Annotated in this window: 13 protein-coding genes; 12 read left to right on the top strand and 1 reads right to left on the bottom strand. The window is 60.6% G+C overall.

Annotated features, from left to right (window positions below):
- Positions 1-48: 48 nt before the first annotated feature.
- From MESCI_RS19190 to MESCI_RS19135, 12 genes are all read left to right on the top strand, one after another.
- Positions 49-339, top strand: coding sequence for a hypothetical protein (locus MESCI_RS19190; protein WP_013531604.1), 291 nt, complete (start codon positions 49-51; stop codon positions 337-339).
- Positions 336-1439, top strand: coding sequence for a hypothetical protein (locus tag MESCI_RS19185; protein WP_013531603.1), 1104 nt, complete (start codon positions 336-338; stop codon positions 1437-1439). The genes MESCI_RS19190 and MESCI_RS19185 overlap by 4 nt, the downstream gene beginning before the upstream one ends.
- Before the next feature lie 5 nt (positions 1440-1444).
- The gene (locus tag MESCI_RS19180; RefSeq protein WP_013531602.1) at positions 1445-2428 is read left to right on the top strand and encodes a phage major capsid protein; all 984 of its coding nucleotides are present in this window, start codon (positions 1445-1447) and stop codon (positions 2426-2428) included.
- A 12-nt stretch (positions 2429-2440) separates the two neighbouring features.
- A complete protein-coding gene (locus MESCI_RS19175; RefSeq protein WP_013531601.1) occupies positions 2441-2932 on the top strand; it encodes a hypothetical protein in 492 nt (163 codons plus the stop codon).
- Between the two features lie 61 nt (positions 2933-2993).
- The gene (locus tag MESCI_RS19170; protein ID WP_013531600.1) at positions 2994-3179 is read left to right on the top strand and encodes a hypothetical protein; all 186 of its coding nucleotides are present in this window, start codon (positions 2994-2996) and stop codon (positions 3177-3179) included.
- A 41-nt stretch (positions 3180-3220) separates the two neighbouring features.
- Positions 3221-3904: a hypothetical protein gene (locus MESCI_RS19165; protein WP_013531599.1), complete on the top strand. Its 684-nt coding sequence runs from the start codon at positions 3221-3223 to the stop codon at positions 3902-3904.
- Complete coding sequence (locus MESCI_RS19160) at positions 3904-4608, top strand: hypothetical protein (RefSeq protein ID WP_013531598.1); 705 nt, start codon at positions 3904-3906, stop codon at positions 4606-4608. Before MESCI_RS19165 ends, MESCI_RS19160 begins: the two co-directional genes overlap by 1 nt.
- Before the next feature lie 116 nt (positions 4609-4724).
- Positions 4725-6458: a hypothetical protein gene (locus MESCI_RS19155; protein ID WP_164919937.1), complete on the top strand. Its 1734-nt coding sequence runs from the start codon at positions 4725-4727 to the stop codon at positions 6456-6458.
- Positions 6433-6909, top strand: a complete 477-nt coding sequence (locus MESCI_RS19150; RefSeq protein WP_164919936.1) for a GNAT family N-acetyltransferase — start codon at positions 6433-6435, stop codon at positions 6907-6909. The genes MESCI_RS19155 and MESCI_RS19150 overlap by 26 nt, the downstream gene beginning before the upstream one ends.
- A gap of 12 nt (positions 6910-6921) precedes the next feature.
- The gene (locus tag MESCI_RS19145) at positions 6922-7914 is read left to right on the top strand and encodes a tail fiber domain-containing protein (RefSeq protein WP_013531595.1); all 993 of its coding nucleotides are present in this window, start codon (positions 6922-6924) and stop codon (positions 7912-7914) included.
- Entirely contained in the window at positions 7911-10199 is a 2289-nt protein-coding gene (locus tag MESCI_RS19140) for a phage tail tip lysozyme (protein ID WP_013531594.1), read from the top strand. Before MESCI_RS19145 ends, MESCI_RS19140 begins: the two co-directional genes overlap by 4 nt.
- The gene (locus tag MESCI_RS19135; protein WP_013531593.1) at positions 10199-12319 is read left to right on the top strand and encodes a hypothetical protein; all 2121 of its coding nucleotides are present in this window, start codon (positions 10199-10201) and stop codon (positions 12317-12319) included. The genes MESCI_RS19140 and MESCI_RS19135 overlap by 1 nt, the downstream gene beginning before the upstream one ends.
- An 896-nt stretch (positions 12320-13215) precedes the next feature.
- Here the strand turns inward: MESCI_RS19135 and MESCI_RS19130 are convergent.
- Positions 13216-13998 carry an eCIS core domain-containing protein gene (locus MESCI_RS19130; protein WP_245268548.1) on the bottom strand — a complete coding sequence of 261 codons (783 nt, stop codon included), beginning with the start codon at positions 13996-13998 and terminating at the stop codon, positions 13216-13218.
- Positions 13999-14805: the final 807 nt, after the last annotated feature.

Below are 14805 nucleotides of genomic sequence, written 5' to 3'. Positions count from 1 at the left end.
CGCACCGACAGACCGCACCCTTCATCCTGCCTCCAAGCGGGACTTGAAATGGCTCGGTACGTGTTTCGAAACGGCATCTTTGTCGACCGGCAAACGGGCGCTCCCATGGAGAAGCCATTCGCCGGCCAGATCAGTATGCCGAATGTTATCTCCGATATTCCGGAGTACCGCTCGCCGATCAACGGCGCGGTAATCGGCTCACGCTCTCAGCGGCGCGACGATCTGAAGAAACACAATTGCGTCGAGTACGAGCCCAGCCTTTCCCCGACCAATGGCAAATTTCGCAATCCCGACTTCTGCCAGAAGCGGGGCCTTCAGGTGTCAGAGGAATTTCGATGAGCGCTCAACTTGCTGCCGTGGCTGAAGCCGCACCCGTCGTCGTCGATGCCGGTGCGATCAACGACAATGCTGCCGCCGACGATACGGCGCTTGAAGCAATCTGGAACAAGAACGAACGCGACAACGGTGCAGAGCGCGAAAACGGCAAGTTCGTCAGCGCCGACAGGTCCGACGCGGCCGACACGGTATCGCCGAAAGGCGGTGATGGCGGGGAACCGGCTGGCGATGGTCTGACGCCTGGCGCCGGTTCGGTTCCCCTGCCTGATAACTGGAAGGGTCTCCAGGGCGCCGATGTCGTCAAGGGCGCATGGGAAAAGACACCCGCCGAAATCCGCGCCTTTGTCGCTGCTCGTGAGCAGGAGCTACAGGGCCGCCTGTCCGATCACGGCCGGCAGCTTTCGACCGTCAAGCCCATCCAGGAAGTCATCGATCGGCATTCCCACTACTTCGACCCGCAGAAGGGCCGCAAGCTCGCTGATGGTTCTGTGGTCACGCCCGCGAAGGCGATAGATTTCCTGTTCAATGCCCAGGCCAACCTTGACCGGGCACCCGTCGAATCCATCATGGCCATCATCGACAGCTACGGCGTGCGCGACAAAATCGCAGCAGCCTTTGGCCAGACCGTCCAGCAGGGCGAAAGCGAATTGCGGCAAGAGATTGCCGGGTTGAAAACGTTGCTCGCAACGGTTGGAAACCCCGCAAGTATCGACGACCGCATAAACCAGAAGCTTCAGGAACGCGCCGATCAGACATCGGCCGAAACTGAGTTGACCCGCTTGTCAGCCGACAAGCCGCTCTACTCGGAAATCCCTGAAGTCGACATGGTTGAAGCAATCCACAAGGCGCGAAGGAAGCTTGGCGATGCCGCCTCGAAAGAGGCCGTGTTTGGTCTGGCTTACGACATGGCCGTGAACGCCGACCCCGATCTTCGGGCCAAAGCAGCCGCTGGAAAGCCAGCCGCTACCAATGGTGCCGCCAAGGTCGAAGGCGCTCGTCGGGCCGCCGCCGTCAACATCCCATCAACCGCATCAGGCAAGGGTCGGGCTCTCACCGAAGAGGAAGAGTTGGCCGCTGTCTATGATCGCAATCAAAAGGGTTAAACACCATGGCTGGTCCGTCGACCACCTTCACTGAAATGGTGTCCACCACGCTTCGCAACAGCGCGAACGAGGTGGCGGACAACGTTTCGAAGAACAACGCCTTCCTCAACCGACTGAAGAAGAAGAACAAGATCCGCAACCTCGATGGCGGCACCGAAATTCAGGTGCAGCTCGAATATGCGGAAAACAACACCTACCAGCGCTATGCCGGCCTCGACACGCTGAACACCAACGGCTCGGATGTCGTCACGTCCGCGAAATTCGACTGGGCGCAAGTCGCGCTGCATGTCGTCTCCAGCGGCAAGGAGCTTCGCCAGAACAGCGGCAAGTTCGCGATGATCAACCTGGTGAAGACCAAGAAGGGCAACGCGCTGAAGACCGCCGCGAACAACTTCTCTGTCGATCTGTACTCGGATGGCTCGCTGTCCAACCAGATCGGCGGCCTGGCCAACATTCTCCAGACCAACGGTCAGGGCACGGTCGGCGGCATCGATTCCGCAACCTGGACGTTCTGGCGCAACAAGTTCCTGGAGGCCACCGGCACCAATCTTGCCGCCTCGCCTTCGGCAGCAAACGCGGCATCGTTCAAGGCGGACATGAACAAGCTCTGGCTTGCTCTGACGCGCGGCGCCGACAAGCCGGACATCATCACATTCAGCCACGACTTCTATTCGCTCTACGAACTCGGCGAACAGCAGTTGCAGCGGTACATGGACGCCGACATGGCCCAGTCCGGGTTCATCGGCCTCAAGTACAAGACCGCTGACGTGATTTTCGACGACAACACGAATTTCACGACCACGGCTGAGAAGGGCTATTTCCTCAACACGGATTACGTCTACGTCGACCAGCACAAGGAAGCTCAGTGGACGCAGGACGACGAGAAGAAGCCCGTCAACCAGGACGCTGTTGTCATCCCGTTCTACTGGATGGGCAACCTCGTCACCTCGAACCGGTCGCTTCAGGGCGTCCTGTTCGACGCGGCATAAGGAGCGAAAATCATGACCTCTTTTGTTGGCGCCAACATCACCAAGACCTACACCGCGGCCGATCTCACGGGCGCGGAAAGCGGCAAGGCACCCCGCCTTGGCGACACCTACGAATCGTATGACGGCAAGGTCTATCGCTTCGTGAAATACAACTCCGGTGCCGGCGCAATCGCCGCCGTCGCCAACAACGTGGTCGGCTTCTACGCACCGGGCGGCGTCTCTGCCGGGCAGTCGAACGAAGTGACCTCGGATGTATCCGACACCGCCGCAAACGGTGCCGGCGTTCTCGCTGCTGCTCCCGGCAACGGCGAATACGGCTGGATACAGGTCAAGGGTGTGGCAACGCTCACGACCGCGCTGGTTTCCGGCGCGGACGGCAACGCCCTTGTCTTGTCGGCCACCACGGATGGCACCCTGAAGGTTGCCGCCGCCGTGACTGATACGGTCTGCGCCTACGCAATCGACGCTTCGGCGAAGATTGTCATGTGCGCCTTCCCATACTGATCCGGCTTTAGGGCGGGGCTTCGGCTCCGCCCGTCTCCCTTTCAACCGCAGGAGCACGGAAATGACAAGAGCAGCAGCAAAGGCCGCGTCAGCCGATACCGGCGCAGAGAAGCACATCAAGAAGCTTTGGAACGGCGGCGAGCGCCTTCGCGCGGCCGAAGCCTTCAAGGCAGCAGAATTCGACGAGGACCAGGCAGACGCCATCTTGGCGGAGTTTCCGGACCTTCGCGACCTTATCAGCGAGTAATTGGGCGCTTCGGCGCCCGCCACGTTTCAGGAGCAATGCAAATGTCCGAAAACCAAGCCCCGATGATCCGAGTGATGGGGTTCAAGACGAGCTACGAGATGTTGCCGGTGAAAGGCGATCCGGTGGCGGAGAAATGCGACTTGAAGGGCTACAAGCTCGACGCTAGCGGCCGACGCATTCTGGAGCGGCAGGCGGAGGACTGGGTGACCTATTCCCCGTCGCATTCACCGATGAACACCAAGACGACCGATCGCGTCCGCCTGATGCTGCCTGACCCGTCGAAGATGGGCGAGGACCAGGACGGCGAAAAGCTGAAGTTCATGACGGCCCGGTGGATGCAGATCGAGCCGGCCTATGACGCTTTCAAGAAGGGTCAGGACATCCCGGTCAACGGCATGGCCTTGGCGGCGTGGCCTGGCGTCTCGCCAGAGCAGGCCGAAGTGCTTCGCCAGTCTGGCATTCGCACGGTGGAGGAAGTCCGCGACCTTCAGGAAGGCCAGATGGACAAGGTGCGCCTGCCGAACATGCGCGAGATGCGCAAGCAGGCAAAGATGTTCCTCGAACACACCGACGCGGCCAAGGCATCCGAGCGCGAGGCCCAGAAGGACGCCATCATTGAACAGATGGCGGAGCAGAACGCGGCCATGGTCGAACGAATGACCGCTATGGAAGCGCTGCTTGAAGAGCGCACCCAGCCCAAGGCGAAAGCCAAGGATGCCGCCTGATGTCCATTCTCGATGTGGTGAAGGGCGCAGCGACCGTACTCGGCATGGACGTGCCGACGCTGGTCTATGGCGCCACCAATCGAGAAATGGTTGAGATGCAGGAACTTGCCAACGTCATGGCGTCGGAAATCGTCGACGCCTACGACTGGCAAAAGCTGCTGGTGCTGAAGACCTTCACGGGTGACGGCATCGCGGCCGATTTCAATCTCCCGGACGACTATGAGCGGATGCAGCAAACATCGTCGCTGTGGTCGTCCCGGTGGTTGTGGGCAACGAACCATCTGACCAGCCCGGATCAGTGGATTGAGCTTCAGGTGACGCCGATCGCCACGGTGAACGGCTACTGGATTATTTTCGGTGACCAGTTTCACCAATGGCCGGTCATGGCCAACAGCGAGACGGTGAAATTCTTTTACGTCTCCAACCAGATCGTCCAAGCCAGCAATAGTTCGCTGAAGCCGGCGTTCACGGAAGACGCCGACACGTTCAGGCTCTCCGAGCGGTTGCTGAAGCTCGCCATCATCTACCGGTGGAAGCAGAACAAGGGCCTTGCCTATCAGCAGGCGCAAGACGACTTCGAAACGCTGAAACTCCGCATGATCGACAAAGACCCCGGTTCAAAGCCGGTCGTGTCGGGCCTGCCACCCCTTAGCTGGCGCGGTCGCAATGTCGCGTGGCCTGGGACTGTCACAGGTGCGCCGTGAGGCTTGGCGAGCGTTTCCCCGGCCGCCGCAAGGCTGTTCCGGTCCCGGCTGCGGCTAAGGCCCAGCCGTACACCTTCGGCGCACCCGTTGCCGGATGGGTGACCAATCAGAGCCTTGTGAAATCCAAGCCGTTTTCGGCCCAGACGCTCGAGAACTTCCTTCCGACCTCTACCGGCATCAGCATGCGCGGCGGTTCGATCAAGCGCGCCACGATCGGCGCCGTTCCGGTTGAAAGCTTCATCACCTACAACGCGGGTGGCACGAAGAAGATTTGGGCGTGTGATGCGACGACCATTCGCGATGTCACCGCACCGGCTTCGCCGACTTCGCCGCCGGCCGCCGCCGTCTCGGGCCAGACTTCCGGCTACTATTCCTATGTCAATTTCACCACGTCCGGCGGCTCGTTCGTGGTCGCAGTCAACGGAACCGACTTCCTTCAGCTCTACAGCACCAGCTTCGACTGGTCGGCCGTCAACGGCTTGCCGACATATCGGCTGAACTTCGATACCCAGACCGTCAACTATGTGACTGGCCAGACGATCACGGGCGGCACCAGCGGCGCGACCGCGACTGTCGTCAAGTCGATCGACAACGGCGCCACCGGCTCGCTCCACATCCAGAGCATCACCGGGACGTTTCAGGACAACGAGACCGTCACCGGCTCGATTGCCGGCTCTGCAAAAGCAGACATTCCGGGCGGCGTGGTGCAGATCTCCGCCGCGATTACCGGAGTGGCGACTTCCGTCCTATCTCACGTCTGGCTCTATCGAAACCGGCTGTTTTTCATCGAGAACGGCACTATGCGCGCGCGATATCTGAACGTTGACAGCGTGACCGGCGCCCTGGGCTCTCTGAACCTGTCAGGCATTTTCCAGCGCGGCGGCTCGCTGCTGTTCGGCGCAACGTGGTCCCTCGATGCTGGCGACGGCATCGACGACAAATGCGTTTTTGTCACCACCGAAGGCGAGGCCGCCATCTTCGAAGGTTCGAACCCGGCTGGCACCACGCAAGCGGAATGGAACCTTGTCGGCCGCTACGACCTGACTGACCCGATGGGCAAGCGCGGCACGATGCGAGCCGGCGGCGATCTGATCGTTGCAACGAAGGAAGGCCTCGTTCCGATCTCTGCGGCAATCAACAAGGACGCGGCTGCACTGTCGCTTGCGGCCATCTCCAGGAACATCGAACCGGACTGGAAGCGTGAGGCTGCTCGCCGGCTTTCCCTGCCGTGGGAAATCATCAAGTGGCCAGACATGAACTATGCGATTGTCGCGTTGCCGGTGACGGCGGACGGACAGGAAGCGTGGTCGTTCGTCGTCAATCTCGAAACCGGGGCTTGGTGCAAGTTCGTCGGCTGGGCCACGCGCTGCATCGAACTGCATGACAGCCGCCTCTATTTCGGCACCAATGACGGCACGGTTTTCGAGGCAGAGATTGCGGGCAACGATAATGGCCTGCCGATCTACTACACCTATGTCGGCAACCCGGATCACATGAAGTCGCTGGGCGGCTTGAAGACCGTCCACCAGGCACGCCCGACCTTTCTCAGCGCCACGCCCTACAACCCGAAAATCTCTTTCTCGGTCAACTATTCCGTCAGTCTGCCGCCAGCCCCTCCGGCAGCGGATGGCGGCACGGCGGACCTGTGGGATTCGGGCCAGTGGGATGTCGCGAAGTGGGACCAGGCGCAGCCGGTGGCATCGGTCGGCGGCGGGCAATGGATTTCGATCGGCAAGACGGGATACGTGATGCAGCCGCAACTGCAAATCACCAGTTTCCTTAACCAGCGACCAGTCACCGAGTTCGTTCAGCTCGATGTCACCTTTGAAACGGGAGGCGTCGTTGTCTGACTACGCCATCAGCATCGAGAATTTCAACGAAGCATGGCCCGAGCTGGAGCCCATGTGCCGCACTCACTATGGCGAGATGCAGGCTCGCATGGCTGCTGAAGGGATGGCGATGGGCGAATTCAAGCCGCGCCTGAACGTCTACGGCTCCGCCGGGCATCTTCTCTGCTTTGTCGTCAGGGCCGGCGATGGCGAGGCCGTCGGGTACGCCTTCATCTGGATCACCCAAGACATGCACAATTCCGAGATGATCGCCCAGGAGGACACGATTTACATGCGGCCGGACCATCGCAACGGCATCGGCCGCCGGTTCACCAAGCATATTCTGACTGAACTGAAAGCGCGCGGCTGCGTCAGGGCGCACGTCACCATCGCCACCGATCTACGCGTTGCAAAAATGTGCGAGCGCGTGGGCTTCAAGCGGTCGGCAATCGCCATGACCTATTTCCTCTAGGAGACCCTGACCATGTGTGCCCCAGACGCTCCCGCACCGCCCGATCCGAAAGAGACTTCAGCAGCGTCGACCGCAACGAACGTCGGCACCGCGATTGCGAATGCTAACCTCGGCAACGTCAATCAGGTGACGCCCGATGGCTCGCTGAACTATTCGCAGACGGGAACCTACAAGTGGAATGATCCCTACACGGGAAAGTCCTATGACATCCCGACCTACACGGCCACGCAAACGTTGTCGGGAACCGGTCAGGCGATCAAGGACCAGACCGACCAGGCAAAGCTGAACCTGGGCGAACTGGCCGCCGGCCAATCGTCGTTTCTGAAGGATTGGCTCGCCAAGCCGGTCGACCTGTCCAACGACGCAACGGAAGGCCGGTTGATGGATCTCGGCATGAAGCGCCTTCAGCCGGCGCTCGATGCTCGCCGGCAGGCGAACGAAGCGGACTTGATCAATCGCGGCATTCGTCCAGGTTCGGATAACTACGCCCAAGCGCAGAACATCCAGGACCAGGGCGAAAACGACGCCTACAATTCGTTGCTGCTGTCCGGTCGCGGGCAGGCGGTGCAGGAGGCCTTGGCCCAGAATTCGGCCCCGATCAACAACCTGACGGCGCTGCTCTCGGGTTCACAGGTCAGCCAGCCGAACTTCGTCAACGCGAACATGCCGACCATTCCGACAACGGACACGGCAGGCCTGATCAACACCAACTACAATCAGCAGCTTCAGAAGTGGCAGCAGGACGCCAGCAGCAGCAGCGATTTGATGGGCGGCCTGTTCGGTCTGGGCGCGAACCTGATCAAGTTTTCGGACCGCCGGCTGAAGAAGAACATCCGCGCAATCGGCACCTTTGCGAACGGCCTGACGAAGTACGTGTTCGAATATCTCTGGGGCGGCGGTGAACAGGTCGGCGTCATGGCTGACGAGGTTCGCGCCTATCGGCCTTATGCGGTGACGACGGTCAACGGGTTCGATGCCGTCGACTACGGGAGGGCATTCGCATGACCGCACAGCCGGCTTTCATCTTCGGCGGAGACACGGGCGTCCAGACGCCGGAAGAACTCGCACGCCTTCGCGCCATCGCAGACGCCCTTCGCGGGCCGGTAGCACCCAAGACAGTCGGGCAGGGCCTTTCTGCCATTGGCGAGGCTCTTGGCTATCGTATGGCCAACGGCAGGGCTAACAGGGCGGAAGCCGACTGGCGTAAGAGCGGTGACAGCGTGTTTTCGGCGCTGTTCGGCTCCACTGGCGCCGGACCGACGCCCGCTGCTGCTGGTGGGGCTCCCTCGGCCGACAGCGGCAATGTTACGCCGGGACTGGGTGGGGCGGCCGGTCCGGCTCCTGATCTGTCGGGCAACGATATCTATTCCGGTTTCATGGACACCGTGAAAAGCAAAGTCACCAACCCCAATGGCCTCGCCGCTGTCGCTTCGACTGCCAACGCGGAAAGCCGGTTCAATCCGAAGAATGCCTTCGGTTCGTGGTCGGACCCGAGCGAAAGCGGTCAGGCCGGCACGGCAGGCGGCATCCTGTCGTGGCGCGGTCCGCGTTTCGAGGCGATGCGACAATTCGCGGCCAAGAACGGCGGCGATCCGAGCAACCCTTCGCCGCAGATCCAAGCGCAGTTCTTTCTTCAGGAAGACCCGACGCTGATCGATCGGCTGAATGCGGCGAAGTCGCCGACCGAAGCCCAGCAGATTATGAACAATGCCTGGAAGTTCGCGGGCTATGATCGACCGGGCGGCGAGGCCGGGCGGCGCATCGCACAGGCAAACTCGTTTGTATCGCGGTTCAGCGGTTCCACTTCGGACCCGGTGCAAGTGGCAAGCCTTGACCCAGCCTCGGGCATCGCACCCGCAGGCACCGCCGTCGCCAATGCGCTCGTTGCTCCTGCCGCCTCTGGACCGCAGGAGACGCCCGCGCAGGCCCTTTCTGCGGCTCCGCAACAAGCTGGCGTCCAGTCGCCGCGTGCGGCTGATAATGGCGGCATCCCCCAGACGGGTGCTGTGCTTGCCGGCGGTCCTGGTGCGGCGCCAGGCCCGCAGGGCGTGCAGTTCGCAGGCGGCGGTCCAACCGTTCAGCAGCTCATGCAGGCGGCGACAGATCCCCGACTGTCCGAACAACAGCGCGGCGTGGTTGGCATTCTGTTGAAACAGAAGATGGCCGAAGCCGATCCGGCCACGCAAATGGAGATGGAAAAGAACCGGCTCGATATGGAGAAAACCCGTATCGAAACGGAGCGGCTGCGCAATCCGCAGATGACGCCGGCCGAAAAGGCTCGGCTCGATCTCGACGAGCGCAAGATGCAAGTCGACCAGGACAAGCTCATTGAGGTTGGCGGCTCTCTAGTAGATCCGAAAACCCATCAGGCCGTCTATACGGGCCAGCAAACCGATTGGGAAAAGCTGGACGACGGCACGCTGTACAACAAGCGCACTGGCGAAACGAAAGCTGTCGCCGCATCGCCTGGCGGCGGCCAAGGCAACATGTTCAAGGGAAATGCAGTCGACGCCCAGGCGCTCAACTGGCTGGTGAATAACAAAAAGGTCACACAGGAGCAGGCGGCCCAGATCGCGGCCGGCAAGACCATCACGGGCCCCAATGGAGAAATGATGTTCCTGACGCCTTCCGGTATCGTCGCACAGATGCCGGGACAGGCACCCCAGCCCATCACGCCGCCTACCGCTGGTCCTGCTGCACCTGCGCAAGTGCCAGCCGCGCCTGCGCCTTCGCAAGCTCCTCCGGCCGCTTCCCCGGCTCCGATTGCACCGACGAGCCCGCGCGCGGAAAACCAGTCTCCGAACCAGAACGCGGGCATTGTCCCGTTGACCGGTCCGAAGTCGAAGCCGCCGAACGAGCAGCAGCAGCGAGACGCCAAGCTGTATTCCGTGGTCGCGCCCGAGCTGAAGATTGTCGAAGACAATTTCTCCGCCTTGTCCAACCTGTCGGATCAGGCGCTTTCAGCCGTGCCGCACGGTTCGGACTACGGGGCGGACTACCTGAAATCGTCGGACTATCAGCGCGCTTCGAACTCGCTGAAGACCATCATTGCGTCCTACCTCTACAGCGTATCTGGCGCCACGGCGGCACCGGCCGAAGTGGAAAATCAGGCTTCCATCCTGACGCCCAAGCCGGGCGAGGCGAAGGAATCGGTGAACGACAAGCTGGCGCGCGTCCGTGCGATGGTCGACGCCATCAGGAGCAGTCGCGGCGGCGGTGATGCTCCGGCTGCGGAGCCGACCGGCGCCGGCACGACGAGCAACGGCTTGAAATGGAGCATTGAACCCTGATGGCAACGCTCAACATCCAGGGCCAAAAGGTCAAGGTCGACGACGCCTTTCTGTCAATGACGCCCGAGCAACAGAACGCGGCGGTTGAAGAGATTGCGAAGTCTCTGCCGGCCGCCGCGCCACTGGACAGCGGAGCTGTTGGTGATGCCAACGCACGCGCGAAGGCTGGAATTGCCAAGGCGCAGCAGATCTTGGCAGGCGGCGGCCCCAAGCCGGAGCAAGGTCACGAGGCGCCTACGTTTGTTCCGAACCCAGATATGGGCGCCACGGGAACCTATCTCACCTCGACAGGCGAGGGCGTGCCGATCGCCGGTCCCTACATCGACAAGGGTCTTACAGCCGCGTCCGCTGGCATAGGCTCGCTACTCACTGACGAACCCTATTCCAAAGTCAATGCGGAGATGACCCGCATGAACGAGGCGAGCCGCGATGCCCACCCGGTCGCGCGGACGCTTGGCAACGTGACAGGTGCGGTTGCTGGCACGTTGCCTGCAATGATGGTGGCCCCGGAGGCTTTCGGCATCGGCGCGGCCTCTGTCCCTGCCCAGGCGCTGATCAGCGGTGGCACCGGCGGAATGATCAATGCGGCAGATAGCGCCGTCCGGTCTGGCGGCGATCCGCGCGAGACATTCAAGGGCGGTTTGATGGGCCTTGGCGCTGGGTTGGCGGCTCCTGTCGTCGGTCCGCTCATCGGCAAGGGCGTGAAGGCGGTTGCCGACAACCTGCATATTGGGGCCGTAGCTCGCGCCTTGGGGCTCGACAAGCGTGCCGTGTCTGTCTTGGTGGACGCTGCCCGGCAGGATGCCGTTGAGCCGGCAAAGCTGGCCCAGCTCGGCAACAATGGCATGCTGATGGATCTTGGCCCGAACATGCGGCACACGGCCGGCGCCATTGCTGCCACGCCTGGCGAGGGCAAGGCAATCGTTCGCAACGCCATCGGAGCGCGTGACGCTGACGCCAATTGGCGTATTCGGTCTGCGTTGAACCAGACCCTTGGCGAGGCCCCCACGCCGTCACGCATCATCGATCGCGCCAATACAAATCAACAGCGCCTAGCGCCGGAGTATCGAGAGGCGTTGCGCGATGCTGGCCCGGTCGACACGTTGCCGATTGCCCGCTATCTCGAAACAGAAGCCCAGACGTTGCGCGGCGAGCCGCAGCGCCTTGTGCAGCGTGTCCGCTCGATGCTGGACTATCAGCCAACGCCGGCCGACATTGCTCGAGCTCGGGCCAATGGCCAACCGCCTCCCGGCACGTCTCTAATTTCGGACGCGGGCGAATTGCTGAACACTCGGCACGCCATCGACGACATGCTGGAGACAACCCAGGGAACGAACGCCGTCAACGCCCTGACCACGGCGCGGCAGGCTGTTGATGACGAGCTTCGGGCATCGGTTCCGGGCATCAAGGAGGTTGACGCGAAATATTCCGAGCTGGCCCGGCAGAAGGAGGCGGTCCAGCGTGGTCAATCCGTGCTTTCAAGCGGCCGGGAAGCGCCCCGCCCCGATGAACTCGCCGCCGACGTCCGGCAGGGCGCATTGCCGCAAGGCCTGCAAGTCGGGCCGTCCGCTGTGCCCGTTCGACTTCGCGAGGGCGCTCGGGCCGAGATAGAGCGGATCGTCGGAACGAACGCAAACGACCGCGTTGCGCTTCAGCGGCTCATCAAGGGCGAAGGCGACTGGAATAGGGCTCGTCTGTCGACACTGTTCGGGTCCGACAAGGCCCGCTCCATCATCGATCTGCTCGACCGGGAAAAGCTGTTTGCCGACACGTCGAACATCGTCACGCGCAATTCCGAAAGCGCCGCTCGAATCGCCGCTCAGGATGCCATCACGGGTGAGACGAGCCGGGGATTTGGCGTTCCTGAAGGCTTTATTGCCGGCGGCGTTCGTGGTGCGGCTCGCGCGGCGGGGTTGCGCTCGGCCGAAAAAGTGGTCAACGCTCTCCGCAACGGTGGCAACGACAAAGCCATTTCTCAAATGGCCACCGCCTTGGCAAGCGGCCAGCGCAGCCCGGTTCTTGCCGCCTTGATGAAGGCAGGCCAAGGATCTCGGCTGCAACAGTCACAGGTCGATCGTATCGCGCGGGCGCTTTTGCTTTCCTCCTCTGAACGTAATTGACCCTTCCATCCAGAAGGCGACGGCGAACACGCTGAAGATGACGACCGACGCTGAAGCGGCGCCATAGATGAATTGCGTGGTCATCTGGTCCAGAATCCAGCCCAGGCCCTGGTGTATACCGGCGAGCACGGCAACAGCGACTGTGGCGGCAATGAACTGGAGAACGGTGTTTCTAGACATTAGCGGAACATAACGCTGATTTGCGGTGAGCGTAAGGAGCGAACGATGGCGAAATCAGAACTTTTTCCCGTCAGCGGTCGACGCTTCGCACTCTCCCCGCATGCCTACGACCCTGTTTGTTTTGTTTTTATACTCGCAATCTTGCCAGTTGAACGGTCGATGGCGGTGTACCATGTGTCAGTGTTTTCAAGCACGATTTCATCATTGTTAGCATCTGCCAACTTGATGTCCCTCACGAAGGACCATCCGGTACCATTGTCCTGGTATATGCGAACCGCCCGCGTATCCCACGTAATATTGTATCGCAACTTGTAAGAACGTTGTGTGCCGTCGTCCCGTGATCTTGTCACGGCACATTCCAACGTCAGGTCCGCCGCATAGGCCGCTGACATTCCGGTCACTAAGGACAAGCCCACTAAAAACGCACGCAACATGATAATCCCCCCGTTAAATTCAGACTAGAAAAGGTATTTACATTGATCAATCCTTTCTAGGTAGAGTTTATTGTAAAAATTAATCGAAGGATGCAACTCGACCGCTGCCCCAACTCGGCGAGGTTTTTGGAACCGCCAAGTCAGAGGCTAGGCCGGGGAGGCCCGTGCAGGCTGATCAACCGTATGAAGCACTTGCGCTGCGAGGGAAGACATGTGGCGTGCCTCCCTTCAGTGCTTTCGAGAAGAGACGACTAGCGCCCATCTCGAAAGGTCAAACACCTTTCAAGGACCGACCTGTCCCCACACTCGGCCTTGCACCAGATCTACAAAGCAGGGGGCTCCAAATTGCTGGAAAGGCCCAGGCCCAAATCGGCCGAAGCCATTAATATAGCAAAAGGCGCCCGCGTTTGGCTGCTGCGCGGGCACTAGTTGAGGCTGCTGCCATGTTCCAGCCTGTTGTTGCCCCGAAGATGCAGACTGTCTCCACTGCCAAAATCCGTTCCCCTTTTCGTAAGCCGGATCTTCTACGCCACGTGCATTTCGTGAATATTGTACAGCGAAGCTGTGCACGCCCCAATCGCGATATTGCTCGATGTGTTTTAGTTCATGGGCCCAAATCGAAGGGTCCGCCGCTTCACTGGGGCCTCGAAAGACGACAACGTCGATTAAGGTGACGGCAGATGCAAACCCCCCTTGCTCAAGAAGATGCGCGAGATTGACGAAGCCATTGTCTCCAACTTTGTAGCGAACCCTATTCATGGAATCCTCGTCAGCATAGCCAGTCAATTGCTGCCGAATCTGGGGGGGTATCGGCCCTGCACCATTAATCGCATCGTTGCGCGACGATATAATGGCTTGCTCTAGCGCTGGCCCGCTCAGAAGGCTCGCCTGAAGCTCGTTAAGAGCATTGGCCACGTCCTGTCCGGCTTTCTGCACCGTATTCGCTGCGTCCTGTCCAGCTTTCTCTGCCTGCCGCCCCAAATTTTCCGGGCTCAGCCCTCCGTTATTAAGGTTGCATTCGACATCGAAAATACCCCCGCATGCGGAGGCATCGGGAATAGGCATTAGCCCATATACCAGTGTGATCAGTGCAATTTGCATAGAGGCAATAGTTATCGCATGCCGTGGCATAGCCGCAGCCCTCCGCGCCCAAATTGAGATGAGCCTAATATTACAGTAAAAATATAAAGCCGAAAGTCACTTCTAGAAAAACAATTTTTTGGCGGCACTCAGATGCTAGAAATCAGTTTTGCCGACCCGCATGATTGCAGGCGCAATCGCTAGCGGCGCTTCCGCCCCGGCGTCTTCTTTCAGCCGCATGTTGTCGGCGGCAATGAGCCGTTTCAACGCATGCATATCTCGCCCCCTCCAGCACTTTCCCGCTTACACGCGCTAGGCCATCAGGCGTAGTTGTTGCAACGAACGTGTACCGGTAGCATCTGGAGCCTGGACATTAGGCCCACCCTCGTGTCCAGCTATGGTCGGCACGGTCGCTCAACCCGTTTTTGGTCTGCCTGATCGTGCCGACTACTGCCCCAGGCCCCCATGAGGCTGAAGCCAACCCCGCCGCTGCTCCGGCCGGCGGCTTTTTCTTTTTTGCTCGGATTAGTTCAGCCGCGGCGCTAGGTCGGCGAACGGGCGATCGGCAACACGGGTAAGGGGCGGGGTCGCCGATCGCCCAGTCTGGGTACGCTTGGAAATGTCGGAGGTGGGCCCCGACAGATCGACGCTACGCCTGCCGCCCGTGCCCGCAATTGCCTTCATTCGCCATGGTGAAGATGCCGTTACTATCCACAGCTAAGCTTTAATGCTGGGCGCCGGCGGAATCCTCGTCGAACTCAATGTCAGCTTGTCCACGGTCTTGACAATGGC

This window comes from Mesorhizobium ciceri biovar biserrulae WSM1271 (genome assembly GCF_000185905.1).
Taxonomy (GTDB): Bacteria; Pseudomonadota; Alphaproteobacteria; order Rhizobiales; family Rhizobiaceae; genus Mesorhizobium; species Mesorhizobium ciceri.
The sequence above is the reverse complement of the archived record's forward strand: the minus strand, read 5'-3'. Positions and strand labels throughout refer to the sequence as shown.

Bases quoted from the DNA above. Each gene is read 5' to 3' on its own strand.
- MESCI_RS19160 (WP_013531598.1), top strand. From the start codon at position 3,904: ATGTCCATTCTCGATGTGGTGAAGGGCGCAGCGACCGTACTCGGCATG.
- MESCI_RS19170 (WP_013531600.1), top strand. From the start codon at position 2,994: ATGACAAGAGCAGCAGCAAAGGCCGCGTCAGCCGATACCGGCGCAGAG.
- MESCI_RS19135 (WP_013531593.1), top strand. From the start codon at position 10,199: ATGGCAACGCTCAACATCCAGGGCCAAAAGGTCAAGGTCGACGACGCC.
- MESCI_RS19130 (WP_245268548.1), bottom strand. From the start codon at position 13,998: ATGCCTATTCCCGATGCCTCCGCATGCGGGGGTATTTTCGATGTCGAA.
- MESCI_RS19145 (WP_013531595.1), top strand. From the start codon at position 6,922: ATGTGTGCCCCAGACGCTCCCGCACCGCCCGATCCGAAAGAGACTTCA.
- MESCI_RS19190 (WP_013531604.1), top strand. From the start codon at position 49: ATGGCTCGGTACGTGTTTCGAAACGGCATCTTTGTCGACCGGCAAACG.
- MESCI_RS19140 (WP_013531594.1), top strand. From the start codon at position 7,911: ATGACCGCACAGCCGGCTTTCATCTTCGGCGGAGACACGGGCGTCCAG.
- MESCI_RS19180 (WP_013531602.1), top strand. From the start codon at position 1,445: ATGGCTGGTCCGTCGACCACCTTCACTGAAATGGTGTCCACCACGCTT.
- MESCI_RS19175 (WP_013531601.1), top strand. From the start codon at position 2,441: ATGACCTCTTTTGTTGGCGCCAACATCACCAAGACCTACACCGCGGCC.
- MESCI_RS19185 (WP_013531603.1), top strand. From the start codon at position 336: ATGAGCGCTCAACTTGCTGCCGTGGCTGAAGCCGCACCCGTCGTCGTC.
- MESCI_RS19165 (WP_013531599.1), top strand. From the start codon at position 3,221: ATGTCCGAAAACCAAGCCCCGATGATCCGAGTGATGGGGTTCAAGACG.